This window comes from Streptomyces sp. KL116D (assembly GCF_030766975.1).
GTDB lineage: Bacteria > Actinomycetota > Actinomycetes > Streptomycetales > Streptomycetaceae > Streptomyces > Streptomyces longispororuber_A.
The window spans coordinates 26,379-50,568 of sequence record NZ_JASERH010000087.1 but is presented as its reverse complement, the minus strand read 5'-3'; the positions used below and the strand labels follow the sequence as shown (position 1 = coordinate 50,568).

Genomic DNA, 24,190 nt, shown 5'->3' with positions numbered 1-24,190 from the left:
TCCGTCGCTCGCGCGGGGTGTCACACACGCATTCTTGTTGGCGTTACCGGTTCGTGTCACTCGCCTGTGGATAACTGGCCGCGATATGTCGGGGCTTACGACCTTTTGAGGGGAAGGCCGACCGATCGGGAACCTCAGGCCGGGGTGATCTCGCGCAGCAGACCCGTCTTCACGTCGAACACGAAGCCGCGGACGTCGTCGGTGTGGAGGAGGAAGGGCGAGGTGCGCACCTTCTGGATCGACTGGCGCACGTCCTGGTCGACGTCGCGGAAGCCCTCCACGGCCCAGCTGGGGCGCTGGCCGACCTCCATCTCCAGGTCGTGCCGGAACTCCTCGGTGAGGGACTCCAGGCCGCAGCCCGTGTGGTGGATGAGGACCACGCTGCGGGTGCCGAGGGCACGCTGGCTGATGGTGAGGGAGCGGATCACGTCGTCGGTGACCACGCCGCCCGCGTTGCGGATGGTGTGGCAGTCGCCGAGCTCCAGGCCGAGCGCGGCGTGCAGGTCGAGCCGTGCGTCCATGCAGGCCACGACGGCGACGTGCAGCACGGGGCGGGCGTCCATGCCGGGGTCGGTGAACGCGGCGGCGTACCGGCCGTTCGCGTCGACGAGACGGTCGGTCACGGTGCCGTCGGCGGTTATGGCGCCTTCGGAGGGAACGTCGGACGGGATCTGCGCGGAGGTCGTCATGGATATGACGGTAGTGGTCGCAGGTGGCCCAGGCCCGCTGTGAGGTGGGACAAAGAACGTCATCGAGCCTTGTTGTGAGCTAACCCACAGGGCGGACCGGCCTCGACCGAACGGGTGAATTCCGGCGAAATGCGGCTTCGCGCCGACGCGCCCGCGACGCGCAGGCCGGTTGATTGACCGCGGAGCACCGTGGACTAAAGTGACGCCGACCCCAGATAACCACGCAACGATGCAACACGGAGATCCCGGCGCCGCCGGACGCTCCCCGCGTGCGCGGCGCGTACGTACGGCTCGGCCTCCTCCCGCTCCGGTCGGCCGGCGTCACTTCCCCGGCGCCGACGGACCACCATCCCCTTCACGAGCGGGCGGGGACCCGGCAGTGCGTGCGGGCCCGCCGGACCTGAGAGGGCCCCTTGAGTCAGCGACACGTCCCGGTCATGCTCCAGCGCTGCTTGGACATGTTGGCTCCGGCCCTGGCCCAGCCGGGGGCGGTCGTCGTCGACTGCACCCTCGGACTCGGCGGACACAGCGAGGCGCTGCTCTCCACCTTCCCCTCCTGCCGGCTCGTCGCGCTCGACCGCGACAAGGAAGCGCTGCGGCTGTCCGGCGAGCGGCTCGCCCCCTTCGGCGACCGGGCCACCCTCGTGCACGCCGTCTACGACGAACTGCCCGAGGTCCTCGACCGGTTGGGCGTCCCGCGCGTCCAGGGCGTCCTGTTCGACCTCGGCGTCTCCTCCATGCAGCTCGACGAGGCCGACCGCGGCTTCGCGTACGCCCAGGACGCGCCGCTCGACATGCGCATGGACCAGACGACCGGCATGAGCGCCGCCGAGGTCCTCAACACGTACGCCCCCGGCGAACTGGTGCGGATCCTGCGCCAGTACGGCGAGGAGAAGCAGGCCAAGCGCATTGTTTCGGCCATCGTGCGGGAGCGCGAGAAGGAGCCGTTCAGCAACAGCGCACGGCTCGTCGAGCTGATCCGCGACTCCCTGCCGCAGGCGGCCAAGCGCACCGGCGGCAACCCGGCCAAGCGCACCTTCCAGGCGCTGCGCATCGAGGTCAACGGCGAGCTGAGCGTCCTGGAGCGGGCCGTCCCCGCCGCGGTGACGTCCCTGGCGGTCGGCGGCCGGATCGCCGTCCTGTCGTACCACTCGCTCGAGGACCGGCTGGTCAAGCAGGTCTTCGCGGCCGGCGCCGCCACCACGGCGCCGCCCGGGCTGCCGGTCGTCCCCGAGCGCTACCAGCCGCGGCTCAAGCTGCTCACGCGCGGCGCCGAACTCCCCACGGAGGAAGAGGTCGCCGAGAACCGCCGGGCCGCCCCGGCACGGCTGCGAGGTGCGCAGCGCATCCGCGAGGACGTGAACGGGTGAGGGTCCAGTGAGGCACGCACGCGTGGAGGGGTGGTCATGAGTGCCACGAGTGGCTCGAAAGGTTCGAAGGGCGCCCGGGGTTCCCAGGGTGCGCAAGGCGAACTACGGGGGAGGGTCGCTCGGCTGACGCGGCTGTTCCCGGCCCTGCCGTCCGGTGGTTCCCAGGCCGCCCGCACCCCGTTCGTCCTCCTCGTCGTGCTGCTGCTCGGCGGCGGACTCATCACGCTCCTGCTGCTGAACTCCTCGCTCAACGAAGGTTCGTTCAAGCTCAGCAAGCTGAGGAAGCAGACCACCGAGCTCACCGACGACGAGCAGGAACTGCAGCGCAAGGTCGACTCCTACTCGGCGCCCGACGCCCTCCAGCGCCGCGCCCGCGAGCTCGGCATGGTGCCCGGCGGCGACCCCGCCTTCCTCACCCCCGACGGCGCGGTCCGCGGGATGCCGAGCCCGGCCGCACTGCCCTCGCCGGTGCGCACGCCCGAACCCCGCCCACCGGAGGCCGCCCAGGCGCCCGCGAACGCGACGCCCCCGGCGGCGACCTCCAGCGCGCCGTCCACCGCACCGTCCGCCGAACCGCCCGCGTCGGCCCGCCCCACCCGTCCGACCCATCCGTCCGGGCGGCCGGCTCCGAATCCCCCGGCGACCGCGAAGCCCGTGACCCCGACCCCCGCGGCCTCCGCCCCCTCGACCTCCGGCAGGTGACGCCATGACCGACAGGGTGCCCCCGCGACGCCGTGTGCCCGGCCCCGCGCGCCCGGCCAGAACCGGCAGGCCCGGCGCCCAGCGGCGCCCGGCTCCCGGTGCGCGCCCCGCCGCACGGCGCCCGCGCCCCGCGCCGCCGAAGGCCTCCACCCCACTGCGCCTGGGCAGCCCGCGGCCCCGGCTGCGGATGGTGAGCCTGGGCCTCACGCTCGTCCTCATGGTCTTCGTCGTGCGGCTCTTCCAGGTGCAGGGTGTCGACGCGAGCGCGTACGCCGCGAAAGCCGAGCTGAATCGGTACGTCAGCCACACCATCGCCGCCGAGCGAGGCGGCATCACCGACCGCAGCGGCGTCGCCCTGGCGACCAGCGTGGACGCGTACGACATCACCGCCGACCCGACGATGTTCACCGAGAAGATCACCAAGGTGAAGGACGCGCCCGAGCAGGCCGCGGCGCTCCTCTCGCCGATCATCGGGGTCGACGCGGACACGGTGGCCAAGAAGCTGAGGACCAAGAAGACCCGGTACGTGCGGCTCGCCGCGCGGCAGACGCCGCAGGTCTGGAAGCAGATCAAGGACCTCAGGTCCACCCTGAACGACAAGGCCAACGCCGAGGGCCGCGAGGCCAGCGTGCTCTCCGGCGTCCTCGCCGACCCGAGCAGCAAGCGCGTGTACCCGAACGGCGACCTGGCCGCCGGGATACTGGGCTGGGTCAACGCCGACGGCAAGGGCGGCGGCGGAGTCGAGCAGCAGCTGAACAAGGACCTTTCCGGCAAGTCCGGGAAGATCCGCTACGCCCAGTCCGGCGGGCAGCAGGTGCCGACGGCGGGCAGCACCGAGCAGCCCGCGGTGGCCGGCTCCGACATCGAGCTGACCATCGACCGCGACATCCAGTGGGCCGCGCAGGACGCGATCAGCGAGCAGGTCAGGAAGTCCGGCGCCGACCGCGGCTACGTGATGGTGCAGGACACGCAGACCGGCGAGGTCCTGGCCATGGCGAACGCGCCCGGCTTCGACCCGAACGACCTGTCGCAGGCGAATGCGGCGGCCCTGGGCAACGCGGCGCTCCAGGACGCGTACGAGCCCGGCTCCACCGCCAAGGTCATGTCGATGGCGGCGGTCCTGGAGGAGAACGCGGCCACGCCGATGACCCATGTCACCGTGCCCAACCGGCTGCACCGCGGCGACCGGCTCTTCCAGGACGACATCGACCACAAGACGTGGCACCTCACGCTCAACGGCGTGCTCGCCAAGTCCAGCAACATCGGCACCATCCTGGCGACGGGACAGCTCGGCAGGACACAGCCGGAGGCCAACCGGACGCTGGCCTCCTACCTGCGCAAGTTCGGCATCGGCAGGCAGAGCGGCCTCGGCTTCCCCGGGGAGACCGCGGGCATCCTGGCGGCCCCCGACACGTGGTCGACGTCGCAGCAGTACACGATCCCGTTCGGGCAGGGCTTCTCCATCAACGCCATGCAGGCGGCCTCCGTGTACTCGACCATCGCCAACGGCGGCGTACGGATCGAGCCGACCCTGGTGCGCGGCACCACGGGCCCCGACGGCAAGTTCACGCCCGCGCCCAAGCCCAAGCAGACCCGGGTCGTCAGCGAGAAGACGGCGAAGACGGTCGCGCAGATGCTGGAGTCCGTGGTCGACGACGAGGAGGGCACCGGCACGAAGGCCCGGATCCCGGGCTACCGCGTCGCCGGCAAGACGGGCACCGCCAACCGCGTGGATCCGGCCACCGGCCGCTACAAGGGGTACACGTCGTCGTTCGCCGGGTTCGCGCCCGCCGACAAGCCGCGCGTCACCGTCTACTGCGCCATCCAGAACGCCACGAAGGGGAGCTATTTCGGCGGCCAGATCTGCGGCCCCATCTACAAGCAGGTCATGGAGTTCGCCCTGAAGACCCTTCAAGTGCCGCCCACCGGCGCCAAGCCCGCGCGGCTGCCCGTCTATTTCCAGCCGTGACGGTCGTGACGCACGTGATCATGATCATCCCCACACAGTGACGACACCCGTGAAGAGCTCGTGACAACCATCACCCCCGATCCAGGGAACCAGCCCGCGCCACGCCCCTCGCTTCGCCCAGGGCGGGGTGCGCCCGGTACGCTCACCGCCGTGCCACACGCTGATCAGTCCCAAACCACCCAGAAGGGCGCACCCGTGACATATCCCGGGCCGCCGCGGCCGGTCGAGGTCTCCGCCACACCCCTCGCGGAGCTGGCCGATCAGCTGGGTGTCCCGACACCCGCGACGGCCACGGACGTCACCGGCATCACCCACGACTCCCGTGCGGTGCGCCCCGGCGACCTGTACGCCGCGCTCCCCGGAGCCCGCGCGCACGGCGCCGACTTCGCCGCGCAGGCCGCGACGCTCGGCGCGGTCGCCGCGCTGACCGACCCGTCCGGCGCCGAGCGCGTCGCGGCCGCCGGACTCGTCCCGCTGGTCGTGGAGAACCCGCGCGGCCGCATGGGCGAGTTGGCCGCCACCATCTACGGCCGGCCCGGCAAGGACCTGCTGCAGCTCGGCATCACCGGCACGTCCGGCAAGACCACCACCGCGTACCTCGTCGAGGGCGGTCTGAAGTCGGTCCGCAGCACCGGCCTGATCGGCACGGTCGAGATGCGCATCGGCGACGAGCGCATCAAGTCCGAGCGGACCACCCCCGAAGCCACCGACCTCCAGGCGCTGTTCGCGGTCATGCGCGAGCGCGGCGTCGAGGCCGTCGCCATGGAGGTGTCCAGCCACGCCCTCGTGCTCGGCCGGGTCGACGGCTGCGTCTTCGACGTCGCCGTCTTCAACAACCTCAGCCCGGAGCACATGGAGTTCCACTCCGACATGGAGGACTACTTCCGGGCGAAGGCGCAGCTGTTCACCAAGGCGCGCAGCAAACAGGGCGTGGTGAACTTCGACGACGAGTACGGCCGCCGGCTCGTCGACGAGAGCGAGGTCCCGGTCGTCACCTTCTCGGCCGAGGGCCACCCGGACGCCGACTGGCGCGCCGAGGACGTCGAAGTCGGGCCGCTGGGCTCGACGTTGACCGTCGTCGGCCCCGCGGGCGAGCGGATCAGCGCCCGCGCGCCGCTGCCGGGCCCCTTCAACGTCGCGAACACCCTCGCCGCGATCGTCACGCTCGCCGTCGCCGGGATCGACCCGCAGACCGCGGCCGACGGCGTCGCCGCCGTACCCGGTGTGCCGGGCCGCCTGGAGCGCGTCGACGCGGGTCAGAAGTACCTCGCAGTCGTCGACTACGCGCACAAGACCGACGCCGTCGAGTCCGTGCTCAAGGCGCTGCGCAAGGTCACCGAGAACAAGCTGCACATCGTGCTCGGCTGCGGCGGGGACCGGGACAGGACCAAGCGGATGCCGATGGGCGCCGCCGCCGCGCGGTTCGCCGACACGGCCATCCTCACCTCCGACAACCCCCGCTCCGAGGACCCCCTCGCGATCCTCGCCACCATGCTGGCGGGCGCCGCCGACGTCCCGGCGCACGAGCGGGGCGACGTCGCCGTCTTCGAGGACCGGGCCGCGGCCATCGCCGCCGCCGTCGCGCGCGCCGAGCCCGGCGACACGGTGCTCGTCGCGGGCAAGGGCCACGAGCAGGGCCAGGACATCGCCGGGGTGGTGCGTCCCTTCGACGACCGCCTGGTGCTTCGCGAAGCCATCGAGCAAACCCAGGGATGAAGTTGTGATCGCCCTCTCCCTCGCCGAGATCGCCTCAGTCGTCGGCGGGCAGACGTACGACATACCGGATGAACAGGCCCGGGTCACCGGGCCGGTCGTCATCGACTCGCGCAAGGTCGAGGCGGGAAGCCTGTTCGCCGCGTTCGCGGGCGAGCGCGTGGACGGCCACGACTACGCCGCCGACGTGATCGCCGCGGGCGCCGTCGCCGTGCTGGCCGCCCGCCCGGTCGGGGTGCCCGCCATCGTCGTCGAGGACGTGCAGGCCGCGCTCGGTGCGCTGGCCCGGCACGTCGTCGCCCGGCTCGGCGCCACGCTCGTCGCGCTGACCGGCTCGGCGGGCAAGACCAGCACCAAGGACCTGATCGCCCAGGTGCTGCGGCGCAGCGCCCCGACGATCTTCACGCCGGGCTCGTTCAACAACGAGATCGGGCTGCCGCTGACCGCCCTGTCCGCCACCGACGAGACGAAGTTCCTCGTCCTGGAGATGGGTGCGCGCGGCAAGGGCCACATCCGCTACCTGACGGGACTCACGCCCCCGAAGGTCGGCGTCGTCCTGAACGTCGGCACCGCGCACATCGGCGAGTTCGGCGGCCGTGAGCAGATCGCGGAAGCGAAGGGCGAGCTCGTCGAGGCGCTGCCCGCCGACGGCACCGCGATCCTCAACGCGGACGATCCGCTCGTCCGGGCCATGTCCTCCCGCACGAAGGCGAAGGTCCTCCTCTTCGGAGAGGCCGCCGAAGCCGACGTACGCGCCGAGAATGTCCGGCTCACGGAGAACGGGCAGCCCTCCTTCAGCCTTCACACACCCTCCGGGTGCAGCGAAGTGACCTTGCGCCTGTACGGTGAGCACCACGTGTCGAACGCGCTCGCCGCGGCCGCCGTCGCCCATGACCTTGGCATGTCCGTGGAGGAGATCGCCCTCGCGCTCTCCGAGGCGGGCACCCTGTCCCGCTGGCGCATGGAGGTCACCGAGCGCTCGGACGGCGTCACGATCGTCAACGACGCCTACAACGCGAACCCCGAGTCCATGCGAGCCGCCCTGCGCGCGCTCGTGGCCATGGGCAGGGGACGCCGTACGTGGGCGGTGCTCGGGCACATGGCCGAGCTCGGTGACGAATCGCTGGCCGAGCACGACGCGGTCGGACGGCTCGCCGTCCGGCTCAACGTCAGCAAGCTCGTGGCAGTCGGGGGCAGGGAAGCGTCCTGGTTGCAACTGGGCGCCTATAACGAGGGTTCGTGGGGTGAGGAGTCGGTGCACGTGTCCGACGCACAGGCGGCGGTCGACCTGTTGCGCAGTGAGCTGCGCCCGGGTGACGTCGTGCTCGTGAAGGCCTCCAGGTCGGTGGGCCTGGAGAGCGTGGCACAGGCGCTGCTCGAGGGCTTCGAGAGCGGGGTCGATGCCCGATGATGAAGCAGATCCTCTTCGCGGGCGTCATCGGGCTGTTCCTGACCCTGGTCGGAACGCCCCTGCTCATCAAGCTGCTGGCCCGCAAGGGCTACGGCCAGTACATCCGTGACGACGGCCCACGCGAGCACCACGCCAAGCGCGGTACGCCGACGATGGGTGGCATCGCCTTCATCCTGGCGACCCTCATCGCGTACTTCCTCAGCAAGCTGATCACCGGCGCGGCGCCGACCCTGTCGGGTCTGCTCGTGCTCGGCCTGATGGCGGGCATGGGTCTGGTCGGCTTCCTCGACGACTACATCAAGATCGTCAAGCGCCGTTCGCTCGGTCTGCGGGCCAAGGCGAAGATGGCCGGCCAGCTCACCGTCGGCATCGCCTTCGCGGTGCTCTCGCTGCAGTTCGCGGACGCCCGCGGCCAGACCCCGGCCTCCACCCGGCTCTCCTTCGTGGAGGACTTCGGCTGGACGATCGGCCCGGTGCTGTTCTGCGTCTGGGCGCTGTTCATGATCCTCGCGATGTCGAACGGCGTGAACCTGACCGACGGCCTCGACGGTCTCGCCACCGGCGCCTCCGTGATGGTCTTCGGCGCGTACACCTTCATCGGTGTCTGGCAGTTCCAGGAGTCCTGCGCCAACGCGCAGACCCTGACCAACCCGGGCGCCTGTTTCGAGGTCAGAGACCCGCTCGACCTGGCCGTCGTCGCATCGGCGCTGATGGGCGCCTGCTTCGGCTTCCTGTGGTGGAACACCTCGCCCGCCAAGATCTTCATGGGTGACACGGGCTCGCTCGCCCTCGGCGGCGCCCTCGCCGGCCTCGCGATCTGCTCCCGCACGGAGCTGCTCCTCGCGCTCCTCGGCGGCCTGTTCGTGCTCATCACGATGTCCGTCGTCATCCAGGTCGGCTCCTTCCGGATGACCGGGAAGCGCGTCTTCCGGATGGCGCCGCTGCAGCACCACTTCGAACTCAAGGGGTGGTCCGAAGTCCTTGTCGTGGTCCGGTTCTGGATCATCCAGGGCATGTGCGTGATCGTCGGACTCGGCCTCTTCTACGCAGGATGGGCAGCCAAGAAGTGACCTCCACCTGGCAGGGGTTGAACATCACCGTCGCCGGTCTCGGCGTGAGCGGCCTCAGCGCCGCCCGCGCCCTGGCCGGCCTCGGCGCGTCCGTCACCGTCGTGGACGGCGGCGACAGCGCGGCGCACCGCGAAAAGGCGGCCCTTCTCAAAGAAGAGGGGATCGCCGTCCGGCTCGCGGACGCGGCCACCCTGCCGGAGGGCACGGACCTGGTCGTCACGTCGCCGGGCTGGAAGCCCTCGTCCCCGCTCTTCGAGGCGGCCCGCGAGGCCGGCGTCGACGTCGTCGGTGACGTCGAGATCGCCTGGCGGCTGCGCGGCCCGGACGCCGCGCCCTGGCTCGCCATCACCGGCACCAACGGCAAGACCACGACGACGCAGATGCTCGCGTCGATCCTGAAGGCCGCGGGCCTGCGCACGGCCGCCGTCGGCAACATCGGCACGCCGATCGTCGACGTCGTCCTCGAAGGCGACGACGCCTACGACGTGTTCGCCGTCGAGCTCTCCTCCTACCAGCTGCACTGGGCGCCCTCGCTGCGCGCCCACTCCGGCGCCGTCCTGAACCTCGCGCCCGACCACCTCGACTGGCACGGCTCCATGGAGGCGTACGCCGCCGACAAGGGCCGCATCTACGAGGGCAACCAGGTCGCGTGCGTCTACAACGTCGCGGACAAGGCCACCGAGGACCTGGTCGTCGAGGCCGACGTCGAGGAGGGCTGCCGCGCCATCGGCTTCACGCTCGGCACGCCCGGCCCCTCCGAACTCGGCGTCGTCGACGGCATCCTGGTCGACCGCGCCTTCGTCGAGAACCGGCAGAAGAACGCGCAGGAGCTCGCCGAGATCTCCGACGTCGACCCGCCGGCCCCGCACAACATCGCCAACGCCCTCGCCGCCGCGGCCCTCGCCCGCGCCTTCGGCGTCGAGCCCCAGGCCGTACGCGACGGACTGCGCGCCTTCCGGCCCGACGCGCACCGCATCGCGCACGTCGCCGACGTGGCCGGGGTCGCGTACATCGACGACTCCAAGGCCACCAACACCCATGCCGCACAAGCCTCGTTGGCGGCTTATGAGTCGATCGTGTGGATCGCGGGCGGTCTGGCCAAGGGCGCTACCTTCGACGAGCTGGTCACGGGCGCCGCGAAGCGGCTGCGGGGCGTCGTCCTCATCGGCGCGGACCGTGGCCTGATCCGTGAGGCCCTGGAACGACACGCGCCGGAAGTCCCCGTCGTCGACCTCGACCGGACCGACACTGGGTCGATGTCCGCGGCGGTCCAGGAGGCGGCGCGGCTCGCCCGCCCGGGGGACACCGTGCTGATGGCCCCGGCCTGCGCGTCGATGGACATGTTCACCAACTACAACGAGCGTGGCGAGGCGTTCGCGGCAGCGGTCCGCGAACTCGGCGCCACCAGCGTCTGAGGGGACCCGCGCGGGTGCCCGGTGACGCCGGGCACCCTGGGAGGGGACGTGGCAGCGCAACAGGTACAGACGTACGGCTCACCGTCGGGGAGCGGCAATGGCCGGTAGCAGTGCCCGCACCACCAAGCGCCCCACCGCACCGCCCCGGAGGACCAGCAAGGTCTACCGGGCGCGCGCCAACCCCGTACGCCGCCTGTACGCGCAGGCCCGGCGCGCCTGGGACCGGCCGCTCACCGCGTACTACCTGATCCTCGGCGCCGCACTGCTGCTCACGGTGCTCGGCCTGGTGATGGTCTACTCCGCGTCGATGATCACGGCCCTGCAGATGGGCCTGTCCAGCTCGTACTTCTTCCGCAAGCAGTTCGTCGCCGCCGTCATCGGCACGGTCCTGCTGCTGCTCGCGATGCGCATGCCGGTCAAGCTGCACCGCGCCCTGGCCTACCCGATCCTCGCCGTCAGCGTCTTCCTCATGGTCCTCGTGCAGGTGCCGGGGATAGGAGTGTCGATCAACGGCAACCAGAACTGGATCGCGCTCGGCGGCCCCTTCATGCTCCAGCCCAGCGAGTTCGGGAAGCTGGCGCTGATCCTGTGGGGCGCCGACCTGCTGGCGCGCAAGCACGACAAGCGGCTGCTGACCCAGTGGAAGCACATGCTGGTGCCGCTCGTCCCGGTCGCCTTCCTGCTGCTCGGCCTGATCATGCTCGGCGGCGACATGGGCACCGCGATCCTGCTGACGGCCATCCTTTTCGGCCTTCTGTGGCTGGCCGGAGCGCCCACCCGGCTCTTCGTCGGGGTGCTCTCCGTCGCGGCCGCGATCGGCATCATGCTGATCAAGACCAGCCCGAACCGGATGGCGCGCCTGGCCTGCCTGGGCAGCTCGGACGCCGGGCCCGGCGACATGTGCTGGCAGGGACTGCACGGGATCTACGCCCTGGCCTCCGGCGGACTCTTCGGTTCCGGGCTCGGGGCGAGTGTGGAAAAATGGGGTCAACTTCCCGAAGCGCACACCGACTTCATCTTCGCCATCACCGGTGAGGAACTGGGCCTGGCGGGGACGCTGTCGGTGCTCGCCCTGTTCGCGGCTCTAGGCTATGCGGGTATCCGCGTGGCCGGACGCACGGAGGACCCCTTCGTTCGATACGCCGCGGGTGGCGTGACGACCTGGATCACGGCGCAGGCCGTGGTCAACATCGGTGCGGTGCTCGGCCTGCTGCCGATCGCCGGCGTCCCGCTCCCGCTGTTCTCGTACGGAGGCTCCGCGCTGCTGCCGACCATGTTCGCCGTGGGGCTCCTGATCGCGTTCGCGCGGGACGAGCCGGCGGCGCGGGCGGCCCTCGCCATGCGGCGAACCACGGGGGAGCGCGGGATGAGATGGAACACGATGCGACGGCGCGCCTCGGCGCGTACGTCCGGAGAGCGGTGAATTTCGGTGCATGTCGTACTCGCCGGTGGGGGGACCGCCGGCCACATCGAGCCGGCGCTCGCCCTCGCGGACGCCCTGCGCAGGCAGGACCCGACCGTGGGGATCACGGCGCTCGGCACGGAGCGCGGCCTGGAGACCCGTCTGGTCCCGGAGCGCGGCTACGACCTGGCGCTGATCCCCGCCGTACCGCTGCCGCGCAAGCCCACCCCTGAGCTGATCACCGTCCCCGGGCGGCTGCGCGGCACCATCAAGGCCGCTGAGCAGATCCTGGAGCGCACCAAGGCGGACTGCGTCGTCGGATTCGGCGGGTACGTGGCGCTGCCCGGCTATCTCGCCGCCAAGCGCGCGGGCGTCCCGATCGTGGTGCACGAGGCCAACGCCCGGCCGGGCCTGGCCAACAAGATCGGTTCGCGGTACGCCGCGGGCGTCGCCGTCTCCACCCCGGACAGCAAGCTGCGCGGGGCCCGCTACATCGGCATCCCGCTGCGCCGCACCATCGCCATGCTGGACCGGGCCGCGGTCCGCCCCGAGGCCCGCGCCGCGTTCGGCCTCGACCCGAACCTGCCGACGCTGCTGGTCTCCGGCGGCTCGCAGGGCGCCCGGCACCTGAACGAGGTCGTGCAGCGCGTCGCACCGCTCCTCCAGCAGTCCGGCATCCAGATCCTGCACGTGGTCGGTCCCAAGAACGAACTGCCGCAGGTTCAGCAGATGCCGGGGATGCCCCCGTACATCCCGGTACCGTACGTGGACCGGATGGACCTCGCGTACGCCGCGGCCGACATGATGCTCTGCCGCGCGGGCGCGATGACCGTCGCCGAACTCTCCGCCGTCGGGCTCCCGGCCGCCTACGTCCCGCTGCCCATCGGTAACGGTGAACAGCGGCTCAACGCCCAGCCGGTGGTCAAGGCCGGCGGCGGCCTGCTGGTCGACGACGCGGAGCTGAGCCCCGAGTGGGTCCAGGGCAACGTCCTGCCCGTGCTGGCCGACCCGCACCGGCTGTACGAGATGTCCCGCGCCGCCTCGGAGTTCGGCCGCAGGGACGCCGACGACCTGCTCGTCGGGATGGTGTACGAGGCGATCAACTCACGCCACTAGGCGCGACGACACGGAGGCAGGGGAGCGTGGCCGGAGCGACCACCGCGGACCGCGGCGAACGAGACGAGGCCGAGGCGTCCGCAGCGGGCCCGCCCCCTGCGCCCCGCCGGCCGCGCCTGCCGAGCGTACGGACCCTGGTCGTGACCGGAGTGCTGCTCGTCCTGATCGGCGCGGGCGGCACCTGGCTCCTGTACGGATCGCAGTGGCTGCGCGCCGAGCGCGTCACGATCTCCGGGACGGACGTCCTCACGCCCGCACAGGTGCGTGACGCGGCCGCCGTCCCGGTCGGCTCCCCGTTGATTTCCGTCGACACGGGTGCCATTGAGGACCGCTTGCGGCGGAAATTGCCCCGAATCGACTCGATTGACGTCGTGCGCTCCTGGCCGCACGGAATCGGGTTGAAAGTGACGGAGCGCAAGCCGGTCCTGATTGTCGAAGACGACCGAAATTCGGGCAAGTTCGTCGAAGTCGACCATGGTGGCGTTCGTTTTGCGACGGTCGACAAGGCGCCGAAGGGCGTTCCCCGGCTGGAATTGACACCGGATCAGTCGGGCGCGGCCGCGAGTCTGCGACGCTTCGGACCCGACCGGCTCGTCCGGGAGGCGGTGCGCGTCGCCGGGCAGCTCCCGGCGGCGGTCGCCCGCGACACCCGTACCGTCAAGGTCCGTTCGTACGACGACATCGCACTGGGGCTCACGGAAGGACGCACCGTCGCATGGGGAAGTGCGGAGAAGGGCGCCGCGAAGGCGCGCTCTCTCGCGGTACTCATGAAAGCCGCCCCGAAGGCCCGGCACTTCGACGTGAGTGTTCCCACCGCCCCTGCGTCAGCGGGGAGTTGACGCACATCAGCGCAGGCCAGCACCCTGGTTGGGCAGCGCTACGGCTGATCACATAGGGTGAAAAGAAAAACGGGAGGTTCGGCGTGTTCGTTGAACGGGCGCCACTTGTCGACTTAGTGTCAGGTTCGGAAGAGTCCAGGGAACAGACACACTGGTAACCCTAAACTTCAGCGTTAGGGTTCGGGTCGGCAGTCGACTAGTAGTCAACTAGTAGTCCGGACCGCCCCAATTCGGCATCAGTCGTCGCACCGTAGAACGCGAGGCGGCGACACGTAACTCGAGGCGAGAGGCCTTCGACGTGGCAGCACCGCAGAACTACCTCGCAGTCATCAAAGTCATCGGTGTCGGCGGCGGTGGTGTCAATGCCATCAACCGGATGATCGAGGTCGGTCTCAAGGGCGTCGAGTTCATCGCCATCAACACCGACGCGCAAGCCCTGTTGATGAGCGACGCGGACGTCAAGCTCGACGTCGGCCGTGAACTCACCCGCGGACTCGGCGCCGGAGCCAATCCGGCCGTCGGACGCAAGGCGGCCGAGGACCACCGCGAGGAGATCGAGGAGGTCCTCAAGGGGGCCGACATGGTCTTCGTCACCGCCGGTGAAGGTGGCGGCACGGGCACCGGCGGCGCACCCGTCGTGGCCAACATCGCGCGCTCGCTCGGCGCCCTGACGATCGGCGTGGTCACCCGCCCGTTCACCTTCGAGGGACGGCGCCGGGCCAACCAGGCGGAGGACGGCATCGCCGAGCTCCGCGAAGAGGTCGACACCCTCATCGTCATTCCGAACGACCGGCTCCTGTCCATCTCGGACCGGCAGGTCTCCGTCCTCGACGCCTTCAAGTCGGCGGACCAGGTCCTGCTCTCCGGTGTCCAGGGCATCACCGACCTCATCACCACCCCGGGTCTCATCAACCTCGACTTCGCGGACGTCAAGTCCGTGATGTCCGAGGCAGGTTCGGCCCTCATGGGCATCGGCTCCGCCCGCGGCGACGACCGCGCGGTGGCCGCCGCGGAGATGGCGATCTCCTCGCCGCTCCTGGAGGCGTCCATCGACGGCGCCCGCGGCGTGCTGCTCTCCATCTCCGGCGGCTCGGACCTCGGTCTCTTCGAGATCAACGAGGCGGCGCAGCTGGTCAGCGAGGCCGCGCACCCCGAGGCGAACATCATCTTCGGCGCCGTCATCGACGACGCCCTGGGCGACGAGGTACGGGTCACCGTGATCGCCGCCGGGTTCGATGGCGGACAGCCGCCGGCCAAGCGGGAGAACGTGATCGGCTCGTCCGCGTCGGCCAAGCGCGAGGACCCGGCGGCGGCCGCTCGCGCGGCGTCGGCCCCCGAGCCCTCGCGCCCGACCTTCGGCAGCCTAGGCAGCGTCACGCCGCGCGAGGAGCCCAAGCCGGAGCCGGTCGAGGCGCCCGCGCCGGTGAACGAGGCCCCCGTGGCCCCGGTCAGCCCGCCCCACGTCCCGCGGCCGTCCTACCCGGACAGCCAGGCCGAGGAGCTGGACGTTCCGGACTTCCTGAAGTGACGTTCCTGGGCCTGATGGGAACGTCACCGAAGTGATAGGACAGCGCGACAGCGCGAGCGGCGCCCACTTCGCCTTCACCGACCGGTGGGGCGGGGTGAGCGCCGCTCCGTACGAGGAGCTCAATCTCGGCGGCGCGGTCGGCGACGACCCCGAGGCCGTGCTCCGCAACCGGGAGCTGGCCGCCGGGGCGCTCGGCCTCGAACCGGCCCGGGTCGTCTGGATGAACCAGGTGCACGGCCCGGACGTCGAGGTGGTGGACGGGCCCTGGCCGACGGACGCCGACGTTCCGTGCGTCGACGCGATCGTCACGACGCGGCGCGGGCTCGCCCTCGCCGTGCTCACCGCGGACTGCACCCCCGTCCTGCTGGCCGACCCGGTCGCCGGAGTCGTTGCCGCCGCACACGCGGGGCGCCCCGGCATGGTCGCCGGTGTCGTCCCCGCCGCGGTCGCGGCGATGGTGAAGCTCGGTGCGGACCCGGCCCGGATCGTGGCCCGCACCGGACCCGCGGTCTGCGGGCGGTGCTACGAAGTCCCGGAGCAGATGCGCGCGGAGGTCGCCGCGGTCGAGCCGGCGGCGTACGCCGAGACCAGTTGGGGCACTCCGGCCGTCGACGTGACCGCCGGTGTGCACGCGCAACTCCAGCGCCTCGGGGTGCGCGACCGGCAGCAGTCGCCGGTGTGCACCCTGGAGTCGCACGACCACTTCTCGTACCGCCGCGACAAGGCCACGGGCCGGCTCGCGGGCTATGTCTGGCTGGACTGATACGACATGACGGACACGCAGCACCTTTCGGGGCGCAAGGAAGAACTCGCCGCGAACCTGGCCGCGGTGGAGGAACGTATCTCCGCCGCCTGTGCGGCAGCCGGACGCAAGCGCGACGACGTGACCCTGATCGTGGTCACCAAGACGTACCCCGCGAGCGATGTGCGGATCCTGTCCGGACTCGGTGTGCGGCACGTGGCGGAGAATCGCGACCAGGACGCCGCACCCAAGGCCGCCGCCTGTGCGGATCTGCCGCTCACCTGGCACTTCGTCGGCCAGTTGCAGACCAACAAGGTCCGCTCCGTGGTGAGTTACGCCGACGTCGTGCAGTCCGTGGACCGGGCGAAGCTCGTCACGGCGCTCTCCAAGGAAGCGGTGCGGGCCGAGCGTGAGCTGGGGTGTCTGATCCAGGTCGCGCTCGATGCCGATGAAGGCGAGGGTGCCGGTCGGGGCGAGCGTGGTGGCGTGGGCGTGGGCGGTGTCGAGGAGTTGGCGGCGCTGGTGGCCCAGGCGCCGGGGCTGCGGCTCGACGGGCTGATGACCGTCGCGCCGCTCACCGGGGCCTTCGCGGGACGGCAACAGGCGGCGTTCGAGCGGCTCATGGATTTGTCGACTGTCCTGCGCGCGGCCCATCCGGCTGCGAACATGGTCTCGGCAGGGATGAGTTCGGACCTCGAACAGGCCGTGGCGGCCGGAGCGACACATGTGCGCGTCGGTACGGCGGTACTCGGAGTCCGACCCAGGCTCGGGTAACGTCGCCAAGAAGTCGGACCACAGCAGAAAATATGGTCATTCTCGCTGATGGGCGGGGAGATCACGTGGATCGCGGGCACTTTGGTTGACGTCAGCCGATCCACCACAGAGCGGAGGACTCAGAGCATGGCCGGCGCGATGCGCAAGATGGCGGTCTACCTCGGCCTCGTGGAGGACGATGGGTACGACGGCCGGGGGTTCGACCCCGACGACGACTTCGAACCCGAGCTGGATCCGGAGCCCGAGCGTGACCGTCGACGGCACGAACCGTCGCATCAGTCACACAATTCCCGCGCGGTGGAAGCGGACGAATCGGTACGAGTGGTACAGCCGCCCGCGCCCCGTGAGCCGGTGCGGCAGGCGGCTTCGCTCGCCGCTGAATCCGGACGTCCGGCGCGAATCGCCCCCGTGGCATCCATCACACCTGAACGTCAGAGCCTGGAGAAGAACGCACCGGTGATCATGCCCAAGGTTGTGTCCGAGCGGGAGCCGTACCGCATCACCACGTTGCACCCCCGGACCTACAACGAGGCCCGTACCATCGGGGAACACTTCCGTGAGGGCACTCCGGTGATCATGAATCTGACGGAGATGGACGACACCGACGCGAAGCGACTTGTCGACTTTGCCGCCGGTCTCGTCTTCGGTCTGCACGGGAGCATCGAGCGGGTGACTCAGAAGGTGTTCCTGTTGTCGCCTGCTAACGTCGATGTCACGGCGGAGGACAAGGCCCGCATCGCAGAGGGCGGGTTCTTCAACCAGAGCTGAGACGCAGCACTAGTTCGACGACTAGCTAACTAGTCACGAGGCACGAGACACAGGGGAGAGGGAACCACCGATCATGAGCGTGGTTTTGGATGTGGTCTACATCGCGCTGATGTGTTTCCTCATCGTGCTGATCTTCCGGCTGGTCATGGACTATGTCTTCCAGTTCGCCCGCTCGTGGCAACCCGGCAAGGCGATGGTGGTCGTTCTGGAGGCCACCTACACTGTCACTGATCCACCGCTCAAGCTTCTGCGGCGGTTCATCCCGCCGCTGCGTCTCGGGGGCGTGGCGCTCGACCTGTCCTTCTTCGTACTGATGATCATCGTCTACATCCTGATCTCCGTCGTGAGCCGGCTGTGAACGATACGGTCTTGCCGAATGCCGACGACAACGTTGAGGTGAAGAGATGCCGTTGACCCCCGAGGACGTGCGGAACAAGCAGTTCACGACCGTCCGCCTCCGAGAAGGCTATGACGAGGACGAGGTCGATGCCTTCCTCGATGAGGTCGAAGCCGAACTGACCCGCCTGCTCCGCGAGAACGAGGACCTGCGCGCCAAGCTGGCCGCGGCCACCCGTGCCGCCGCTCAGAACCAGCAGCAGGGCGGCATGCGCAAGGGCCCCGGCCCCGGTGGCCCCGAGGGCCCGGGCGGTCCGCAGGACCAGCAGGGCCCCCCGCAGGGCATGCGCGGTCCCGGCGCCCCGGTGCCCGCCGGCATATCGGGCCCGCCGCAGCAGCAGATGGGCGGCCCCATGGGCGGTCCGCCGCAGCTGCCGAGCGGTGCTCCGCAGCTTCCGGCCGGTCCCAGCGGCCACGGCCCGCAGGGTCCGGGTCCGCAGGGTCCCGGTCCGATGGGCCAGGGTCCGATGGGTCAGGGTCCGGGTCCGATGCAGGGCCAGCTCGGCGGCCCCATGGGTGGTCCCATGGGCGGCCACGGTGGTCCTCCGCAGATGCAGCAGCCCGGTCAGGGCCCCGGTGGCGACAGCGCCGCCCGTGTCCTCTCGCTGGCCCAGCAGACCGCCGACCAGGCGATCGCCGAGGCCCGCTCCGAGGCCAACAAGATCGTCGGTGAGGCCCGCAGCCGCGCCGAGGGTCTGGAGCGCGACGCCCGTGCCAAGGCCGACGCCCTGGAGCGGGACGCGCAGGAGAAGCACCGCGTCGCGATGGGCTCCCTGGAGTCCGCCCGCGCCACGCTGGAGCGCAAGGTCGAGGACCTGCGCGGCTTCGAGCGCGAGTACCGCACGCGTCTGAAGTCGTACCTGGAGTCGCAGCTGCGCCAGCTGGAGACCCAGGCCGACGACTCGCTGGCTCCGCCGCGTACCCCGGCGACCGCGTCGCTGCCGCCGTCCCCGGCGCCTTCGATGGCTCCGGCCGGTGCGGGTGCCCCGTCCTACGGTGGCAACCAGACCATGGGCGGCAACCCGCAGCAGGGCGGTCCGTCCTACGGCGCCCAGCAGCAGATGTCGCCCGCGATGACGCAGCCGATGGCTCCGGTGCGGCCGCAGGGCCCGCAGCCGATGGGTCAGGCTCCGTCGCCGATGCGCGGTTTCCTCATCGACGAGGACGACAACTAAGCGGCGCCCCGCGCGCCTGAGAAAGGCGTCGGCGTTCATTCAGGCCTTGGCCCGGATCGTTTCTGCGATCCGGGCCAAGGCCTTTTGCGTGCCGGTGTTCGGTGGAGGCGGGTGGCGGTCGGCCGATAGCGTGCGGGCAGCGCCGGGGTGCGTAGCGCAGTCGGTCGTCGCGCCTTCACCGCATGTGGGAGGACGCCGGTTCGAATCCGGCCCGCCCCGGTGCGCCTGCTGTACGAGCGGATGGAACGCCGAAGGGCCGGTGCCGCCAGGAATCCCTGGCAGCACCGGCCCTTCGGGTGTCCGCTACGCCTTGCGGAGGCGGAACGTCAGGCTCAGGCCCTCGTCCGTGAACGGGGTGCCGTACGTGTCGTCCGCCTCGCCCTGGGCGAAGTCCGTCGCGAGGACCTCGTCCGCGATCAGGCCGGAGTGCTCGGACAGGGCCGAGATCACCGCCGGGTCCGTGGACGTCCAGCGCAGGGCGATCCGGTCCGCGACGTCCAGGCCGCTGTTCTTGCGGGCCTCCTGGATCAGGCGGATCGCGTCACGGGCCAGGCCCGCCTGCCGCAGCTCCTCCGTGAGCTCCAGGTCGAGGGCGACCGTCGCACCGGAGTCGGACGCCACGGACCAGCCCTCGCGGGGCGTCTCCGTGATGATCACCTCGTCCGGGGCCAGCGTCACCGTCTCGCCGTCGACCTCGACCGACGCCGTGCCCTCGCGCAGGGCCAGGGACAGCGCGGCCGCGTCGGCGTTCGCCACGGCCTTCGCGACGTCCTGGACGCGCTTGCCGAACCGCTTGCCGAGCGCCCGGAAGTTCGCCTTCGCCGTGGTGTCGACCAGGCTGCCGCCGACCTCGGAGAGCGAGGCCAGCGAGGTGACGTTCAGCTCCTCCGTGATCTGCGAGTGCAGCTCGGGGGAGAGGGCGTCGAAGCCCGACACCGCGACCAGCGCGCGGGACAGCGGCTGGCGGGTCTTGACGCCCGACTCCGCGCGCGTGGCACGGCCCAGCTCCACCAGGCGGCGGACCAGGTCCATCTGCGTCGACAGGCTCGGGTCGATCGCCGAGCGGTCGGGCTCGGGCCACGACGACAGGTGCACCGACTCCGGGGCGCCCGGGGTGACCGGGACGACCAGGTCCTGCCAGACCCGCTCCGCGATGAACGGCGTGAGCGGCGCCATCAGCTGAGTGACCGTCACCACCACGTCGTGCAGGGTGCGCAGCGCGGCCTTGTCGCCCTGCCAGAAGCGGCGGCGCGAGCGGCGCACGTACCAGTTCGACAGGTCGTCGACGAACGCCGAGAGCAGCTTGCCGGCGCGCTGGGTGTCGTACGCCTCCAGGGACTTGGTGACCTCGTCCGTGAGCTGGTGCAGCTCGGACAGCAGCCAGCGGTCCAGGACGGTGCGGTCGGCCGGGGCCGGATCCGCCTCGCTGGGCGCCCAGTTCGACGTGCGGGCGTACAGGGCCTGGAAGGCGACCGTGTTCCAGTACGTGAGGAGCGTCTTGCGGACGACCTCCTGGATGGTGCCGTGGCCGACGCGGCGGGCCGCCCACGGGGAGCCGCCGGCCGCCATGAACCAGCGCACCGCGTCCGCGCCGTGCCGGTCCATCAGCGGGATCGGGTCCAGCGTGTTGCCCAGGTGCTTGGACATCTTGCGGCCGTCCTCGGCGAGGATGTGGCCGAGGCAGACCACGTTCTCGTACGAGGACTTGTCGAAGACCAGCGTGCCGATCGCCATCAGCGTGTAGAACCAGCCACGGGTCTGGTCGATGGCCTCGCTGATGAACTGCGCGGGGTAGCGGGACTCGAAGAGTTCCTTGTTCTTGTACGGGTAGCCCCACTGCGCGAACGGCATCGAGCCCGAGTCGTACCAGGCGTCGATGACCTCCGGCACGCGCGTCGCCGTTTCCGCGCAGCCCTCGTGGGTGCAGGGGAAGGTGACGGCGTCGATGTACGGGCGGTGCGGGTCGAGGGACGACTGGTCCGTGCCCGTCAGCTGCGACAGCTCCCCGAGGGAGCCGACGCACGTGAGATGGCCCTCCTCGCAGCGCCAGATGGGCAGCGGGGTGCCCCAGTAGCGGTTGCGGGACAGCGCCCAGTCGATGTTGTTCTGCAGCCAGTCGCCGAAGCGGCCGTTCTTGACCGTCTCCGGGAACCAGTTGGTCTTCTCGTTCTCCTGGAGGAGACGGTCCTTGACCGCGGTGGTGCGGATGTACCAGGACGGCTGCGCGTAGTAGAGCAGCGCCGTGTGGCAGCGCCAGCAGTGCGGGTAGCTGTGCTCGTACGGGAGGTGCCTGAAGAGCAGACCGCGCTCCTTCAGGTCCTCCGTGAGCTTCTCGTCCGCCTTCTTGAAGAAGACGCCGCCCACCATCGGGACCTCGGGGGCGAACGTGCCGTCGGGCAGCACCGGGTTCACCACCGGCAGGCCGTACGCGCGGCAGACCTTGAGGTCGTCCTCGCCGAACGCGGGGGACTGGTGGACCAGACCCGTACCGTCCTCGGTCGTCACGTACTCGGCGTTGACCACGTAGTGGGCCTCGGCCGGGAACTCCACGAGCTCGAACGGGCGTTGGTACTTCCAGCGCTCCATCTCCGCGCCGGTGAAGGACTCGCCGGTCGTCTCCCAGCCCTCGCCGAGCGCCTTCTCGACGAGCGGCTCGGCGACGACGATCTTCTCCTCGCCGTCGGTCGCGACGACGTAGCGGACGTCGGGGTGCGCGGCGACCGCCGTGTTGGAGACCAGCGTCCAGGGGGTCGTCGTCCAGACCAGGAGCGAGGCCTGGCCGGCCAGCGGACCGGAGGTGAGCGGGAAACGGACATAGACCGAGGGGTCGACGACCGTCTCGTAGCCCTGCGCCAGCTCGTGGTCGGAGAGGCCGGTGCCGCAGCGCGGACACCAGGGGGCGACGCGGTGGTCCTGGGTGAGCAGGCCCTTGTCGAAGATCTCCTTCAGCGACCACCAGACCGACTCGACGTACTCCGGGTCCATCGTCCGGTACGCGTCGTCGAGGTCGACCCAGTAGCCCATGCGGGTCGTCAGGTCGGAGAAGGCGTCGGTGTGCCGGGTCACGGACTCGCGGCACTTGGCGTTGAACTCGGCGATGCCGTACGCCTCGATGTCCTTCTTGCCGTTGAAGCCGAGCTCCTTCTCGACCGCGAGCTCCACCGGCAGGCCGTGGCAGTCCCAGCCCGCCTTGCGGGCCACGTGGTAGCCGCGCATGGTGCGGAAGCGGGGGAAGACGTCCTTGAAGACGCGGGCCTCGATGTGGTGGGCGCCCGGCATGCCGTTGGCCGTGGGCGGGCCCTCGTAGAACACCCACTCGGGGCGCCCTTCGGACTGCTGCAGGCTCTTGGCGAAGATCTTCTGCTCGCGCCAGAAGTCGAGCACGGCGTGCTCGAGGGCGGGCAGGTCGACCTGGGCGGGCACCTGGCGGTACTGCGTCATCAGTCTTCCTCCGGCGGACGTGCTTCTCTCCGTCGGAGGGACGAGAGCTCCTGTGCTGTACGCCGTGTGCGGCGCGCTCCCGCGGTACCACCCTCCTTGGCCCTCCTGGGCGCCGGTGAGCGCTTCGGTGAGCCCCCTCATTGGGGTCGCGATGCCGGGTCTACTGGCCGCTGCACCTGCCCTGCGGCGTTCTTCCGGCGGCTCCGGGGTGATCTTCGCGGCGCGCTCGCCCCCGGGCTTCCACCGTCCCCGGATCGCTCTTGGCTGCGTACGTCGCTACTCGGCCCCATCCACGCTTTTCGCTCCGCCCAGTGTACGGCGCCCGGGAAGGGACGGCCGACCGGTTTTCGCGGGGCCGGGGCGTGGGGGTGGCGGCTGCGCAGGGTGACCCGAATGGCGATACGCACGGTGTCCGATCCGAGCTGGTCCCGGGGCGCCCGGTGGGCGGGCGGATTACCCGGCCGGGAGCTGGGCACAACGCTTGCAGGTCTGTCGCGAGGCGGTCGCGGGGGCGTGACGAGGGGGTGGATCGGGCTCGGCGCCCCGTTGCCGCGGGCCCCGAGTCGATTTATCGTCCCAGCACGATTCGCGAGCAAGATCACAATTTGTGAAGGGGCCGCGGCCATGGTGGCGAAGAAGACCGCCGTTCAGCAGTCTGCGTCCGGCAGATCCACGGGCGCGGGTGCCTCCGGCGGGGCGGCCCGTGCCACTGCCTCCGGCGGGGCCGGGAAGGACGTGGGGGGCAAGAAGACCACGCAGTCCTCGGCGTCCGCCGGGAGTGCCGCGGCGAAGAAGACGTCCGCGGCGAAACGCACGGCCAAGAAGGCGGCGGGCAAGGACGCCGTCGCCTCCGAAGGCGCTGGGCACGCGGCCGCAGGTGGCGGGAAGGCCGCGGCGGGGAAGCGTACGACGAAGAAGAAGGCGCAGGGCGGGACGGCCGGGCGGAGCGCGGCCGAGCAGGCCGTCGCCGAGGAGGGGACCGGGGCGGCGGCCGGTGCCGGGAGCGGTTCCCCGGGCGCCGCGGCCAAGAAGGCCGCGGCGAAGACGGTGGCCAAGAAGACCGAGGCCAAGAAGGCGGACGCCAAGAAGACCGCCGGGCGCAAGGGCGCGGCGAAGAAGGCGGTCGCCTCCGCGGCCGAGGGCGCGGCCGACGAGGCCGCGAAGACGACGGGAGCCACGACAGTGGTTGCGAAGAAGACTCAGGGCACGGCCACGGCGGCGAAGAAGCCCGGGGAGGTCCCCAAGGCGCGGGCCGCGGGCGCACCCGGGGAGCTGGCGGTCCGGCCCGGCGAGGACCCGTGGACCCCCGCGGAGGTCGCCGAGGCGCGCGCCGAGCTGCAGAGCGAGGTGCTGCGGCTCGGGAGCGAGATCGCGACTGCCGAGGAGGGGCTCGCGGGACTGATGCGGGACTCCGGGGACGGGGCGGGCGACGACGACGCCGACACCGGCACCAAGAACATCACCCGCGAGCACGAGATGGCGCTGGCCGCCAACGCCCGGGAGATGCTGTTGCAGACCGAGCGGGCCCTGGAGCGGCTGGACGCCGGCACGTACGGGCTCTGCGAGAACTGCGGGAACCCCATCGGGAAGGCCCGGATGCAGGCCTTCCCGCGGGCCACGCTCTGTGTGGAGTGCAAGCAGAAGCAGGAGCGCCGTTACTGACCACCGAC

The 24,190-nt window shown here is 70.8% G+C and carries 19 protein-coding genes and 1 tRNA gene; 18 read left to right on the top strand and 2 right to left on the bottom strand.

The features are described from left to right. Positions 1–134: 134 nt before the first annotated feature. Entirely contained in the window at positions 135–689 is a 555-nt protein-coding gene (locus RBJ77_RS35245) for a carbonic anhydrase (RefSeq protein ID WP_255972227.1), read from the bottom strand. 413 nt (positions 690–1,102) lie between these two features. Here RBJ77_RS35245 and rsmH point away from each other — a divergent pair, with 413 nt between their 5' ends. From rsmH to RBJ77_RS35160, 17 genes are all read left to right on the top strand, one after another. Continuing rightward, the gene (rsmH, locus tag RBJ77_RS35240; protein WP_372348713.1) at positions 1,103–2,059 is read left to right on the top strand and encodes a 16S rRNA (cytosine(1402)-N(4))-methyltransferase RsmH; all 957 of its coding nucleotides are present in this window, start codon (positions 1,103–1,105) and stop codon (positions 2,057–2,059) included. A gap of 36 nt (positions 2,060–2,095) precedes the next feature. Beyond that, the gene (locus RBJ77_RS35235) at positions 2,096–2,761 is read left to right on the top strand and encodes a septum formation initiator family protein (protein ID WP_372348712.1); all 666 of its coding nucleotides are present in this window, start codon (positions 2,096–2,098) and stop codon (positions 2,759–2,761) included. Positions 2,762–2,765: 4 nt separating this feature from the next. After that, positions 2,766–4,730, top strand: a complete 1,965-nt coding sequence (locus RBJ77_RS35230; protein ID WP_372348711.1) for a peptidoglycan D,D-transpeptidase FtsI family protein — start codon at positions 2,766–2,768, stop codon at positions 4,728–4,730. 60 nt (positions 4,731–4,790) lie between these two features. Further along, positions 4,791–6,446, top strand: a complete 1,656-nt coding sequence (locus RBJ77_RS35225; protein ID WP_372348710.1) for a UDP-N-acetylmuramoyl-L-alanyl-D-glutamate--2,6-diaminopimelate ligase — start codon at positions 4,791–4,793, stop codon at positions 6,444–6,446. A 4-nt stretch (positions 6,447–6,450) separates the two neighbouring features. Further along, the gene (gene murF, locus RBJ77_RS35220) at positions 6,451–7,854 is read left to right on the top strand and encodes a UDP-N-acetylmuramoyl-tripeptide--D-alanyl-D-alanine ligase (RefSeq protein WP_372348709.1); all 1,404 of its coding nucleotides are present in this window, start codon (positions 6,451–6,453) and stop codon (positions 7,852–7,854) included. Further along, on the top strand, positions 7,851–8,924 hold the full coding sequence (gene mraY, locus RBJ77_RS35215; RefSeq protein ID WP_255966142.1) for a phospho-N-acetylmuramoyl-pentapeptide-transferase: 1,074 nt from the start codon (positions 7,851–7,853) through the stop codon (positions 8,922–8,924). Before murF ends, mraY begins: the two co-directional genes overlap by 4 nt. Further along, positions 8,906–10,339, top strand: a complete 1,434-nt coding sequence (gene murD, locus RBJ77_RS35210) for a UDP-N-acetylmuramoyl-L-alanine--D-glutamate ligase (protein WP_372348708.1) — start codon at positions 8,906–8,908, stop codon at positions 10,337–10,339. The genes mraY and murD overlap by 19 nt, the downstream gene beginning before the upstream one ends. Before the next feature lie 97 nt (positions 10,340–10,436). Beyond that, positions 10,437–11,762: a putative lipid II flippase FtsW gene (gene ftsW, locus RBJ77_RS35205; RefSeq protein ID WP_372348707.1), complete on the top strand. Its 1,326-nt coding sequence runs from the start codon at positions 10,437–10,439 to the stop codon at positions 11,760–11,762. A 6-nt stretch (positions 11,763–11,768) separates the two neighbouring features. Continuing rightward, the gene (gene murG, locus RBJ77_RS35200; protein ID WP_255966148.1) at positions 11,769–12,857 is read left to right on the top strand and encodes an undecaprenyldiphospho-muramoylpentapeptide beta-N-acetylglucosaminyltransferase; all 1,089 of its coding nucleotides are present in this window, start codon (positions 11,769–11,771) and stop codon (positions 12,855–12,857) included. A gap of 26 nt (positions 12,858–12,883) precedes the next feature. Continuing rightward, positions 12,884–13,696, top strand: coding sequence for a cell division protein FtsQ/DivIB (locus RBJ77_RS35195; RefSeq protein ID WP_372348706.1), 813 nt, complete (start codon positions 12,884–12,886; stop codon positions 13,694–13,696). A 298-nt stretch (positions 13,697–13,994) separates the two neighbouring features. Beyond that, complete coding sequence (ftsZ, locus tag RBJ77_RS35190) at positions 13,995–15,224, top strand: cell division protein FtsZ (protein ID WP_372348705.1); 1,230 nt, start codon at positions 13,995–13,997, stop codon at positions 15,222–15,224. Between the two features lie 31 nt (positions 15,225–15,255). Next, positions 15,256–15,987, top strand: a complete 732-nt coding sequence (gene pgeF / locus RBJ77_RS35185) for a peptidoglycan editing factor PgeF (protein ID WP_372348704.1) — start codon at positions 15,256–15,258, stop codon at positions 15,985–15,987. A gap of 6 nt (positions 15,988–15,993) precedes the next feature. Next, on the top strand, positions 15,994–16,740 hold the full coding sequence (locus RBJ77_RS35180; protein WP_372348703.1) for a YggS family pyridoxal phosphate-dependent enzyme: 747 nt from the start codon (positions 15,994–15,996) through the stop codon (positions 16,738–16,740). Between the two features lie 126 nt (positions 16,741–16,866). Continuing rightward, positions 16,867–17,508, top strand: coding sequence for a cell division protein SepF (locus tag RBJ77_RS35175; protein ID WP_255966160.1), 642 nt, complete (start codon positions 16,867–16,869; stop codon positions 17,506–17,508). A 73-nt stretch (positions 17,509–17,581) separates the two neighbouring features. Further along, positions 17,582–17,866, top strand: coding sequence for a YggT family protein (locus RBJ77_RS35170; protein WP_033318070.1), 285 nt, complete (start codon positions 17,582–17,584; stop codon positions 17,864–17,866). A 46-nt stretch (positions 17,867–17,912) separates the two neighbouring features. Next, positions 17,913–19,079: a DivIVA domain-containing protein gene (locus RBJ77_RS35165; protein WP_372348702.1), complete on the top strand. Its 1,167-nt coding sequence runs from the start codon at positions 17,913–17,915 to the stop codon at positions 19,077–19,079. A gap of 144 nt (positions 19,080–19,223) precedes the next feature. Beyond that, a tRNA-Ala gene (locus RBJ77_RS35160) sits at positions 19,224–19,298 on the top strand. 84 nt (positions 19,299–19,382) lie between these two features. On the opposite strand, the gene ileS is transcribed toward RBJ77_RS35160, so the two are convergent. Continuing rightward, on the bottom strand, positions 19,383–22,520 hold the full coding sequence (gene ileS, locus RBJ77_RS35155) for an isoleucine--tRNA ligase (protein ID WP_372348701.1): 3,138 nt from the start codon (positions 22,518–22,520) through the stop codon (positions 19,383–19,385). A 624-nt stretch (positions 22,521–23,144) separates the two neighbouring features. Here ileS and RBJ77_RS35150 point away from each other — a divergent pair. Further along, complete coding sequence (locus tag RBJ77_RS35150; protein ID WP_372348700.1) at positions 23,145–24,182, top strand: TraR/DksA family transcriptional regulator; 1,038 nt, start codon at positions 23,145–23,147, stop codon at positions 24,180–24,182. Positions 24,183–24,190 lie beyond the last annotated feature (8 nt).

What these genes read in the sequence shown, in the direction of transcription:
- RBJ77_RS35245 (WP_255972227.1), bottom strand. Translation starts at nt 689, where the DNA reads ATGACGACCTCCGCGCAGATCCCGTCCGACGTTCCCTCCGAAGGCGCC.
- RBJ77_RS35235 (WP_372348712.1), top strand. Translation starts at nt 2,096, where the DNA reads ATGAGTGCCACGAGTGGCTCGAAAGGTTCGAAGGGCGCCCGGGGTTCC.
- RBJ77_RS35230 (WP_372348711.1), top strand. Translation starts at nt 2,766, where the DNA reads ATGACCGACAGGGTGCCCCCGCGACGCCGTGTGCCCGGCCCCGCGCGC.
- mraY (WP_255966142.1), top strand. Translation starts at nt 7,851, where the DNA reads ATGATGAAGCAGATCCTCTTCGCGGGCGTCATCGGGCTGTTCCTGACC.
- murD (WP_372348708.1), top strand. Translation starts at nt 8,906, where the DNA reads ATGGGCAGCCAAGAAGTGACCTCCACCTGGCAGGGGTTGAACATCACC.
- ftsW (WP_372348707.1), top strand. Translation starts at nt 10,437, where the DNA reads ATGGCCGGTAGCAGTGCCCGCACCACCAAGCGCCCCACCGCACCGCCC.
- RBJ77_RS35180 (WP_372348703.1), top strand. Translation starts at nt 15,994, where the DNA reads ATGACGGACACGCAGCACCTTTCGGGGCGCAAGGAAGAACTCGCCGCG.
- RBJ77_RS35175 (WP_255966160.1), top strand. Translation starts at nt 16,867, where the DNA reads ATGGCCGGCGCGATGCGCAAGATGGCGGTCTACCTCGGCCTCGTGGAG.
- RBJ77_RS35170 (WP_033318070.1), top strand. Translation starts at nt 17,582, where the DNA reads ATGAGCGTGGTTTTGGATGTGGTCTACATCGCGCTGATGTGTTTCCTC.
- RBJ77_RS35165 (WP_372348702.1), top strand. Translation starts at nt 17,913, where the DNA reads ATGCCGTTGACCCCCGAGGACGTGCGGAACAAGCAGTTCACGACCGTC.
- ileS (WP_372348701.1), bottom strand. Translation starts at nt 22,520, where the DNA reads ATGACGCAGTACCGCCAGGTGCCCGCCCAGGTCGACCTGCCCGCCCTC.
- RBJ77_RS35150 (WP_372348700.1), top strand. Translation starts at nt 23,145, where the DNA reads ATGGTGGCGAAGAAGACCGCCGTTCAGCAGTCTGCGTCCGGCAGATCC.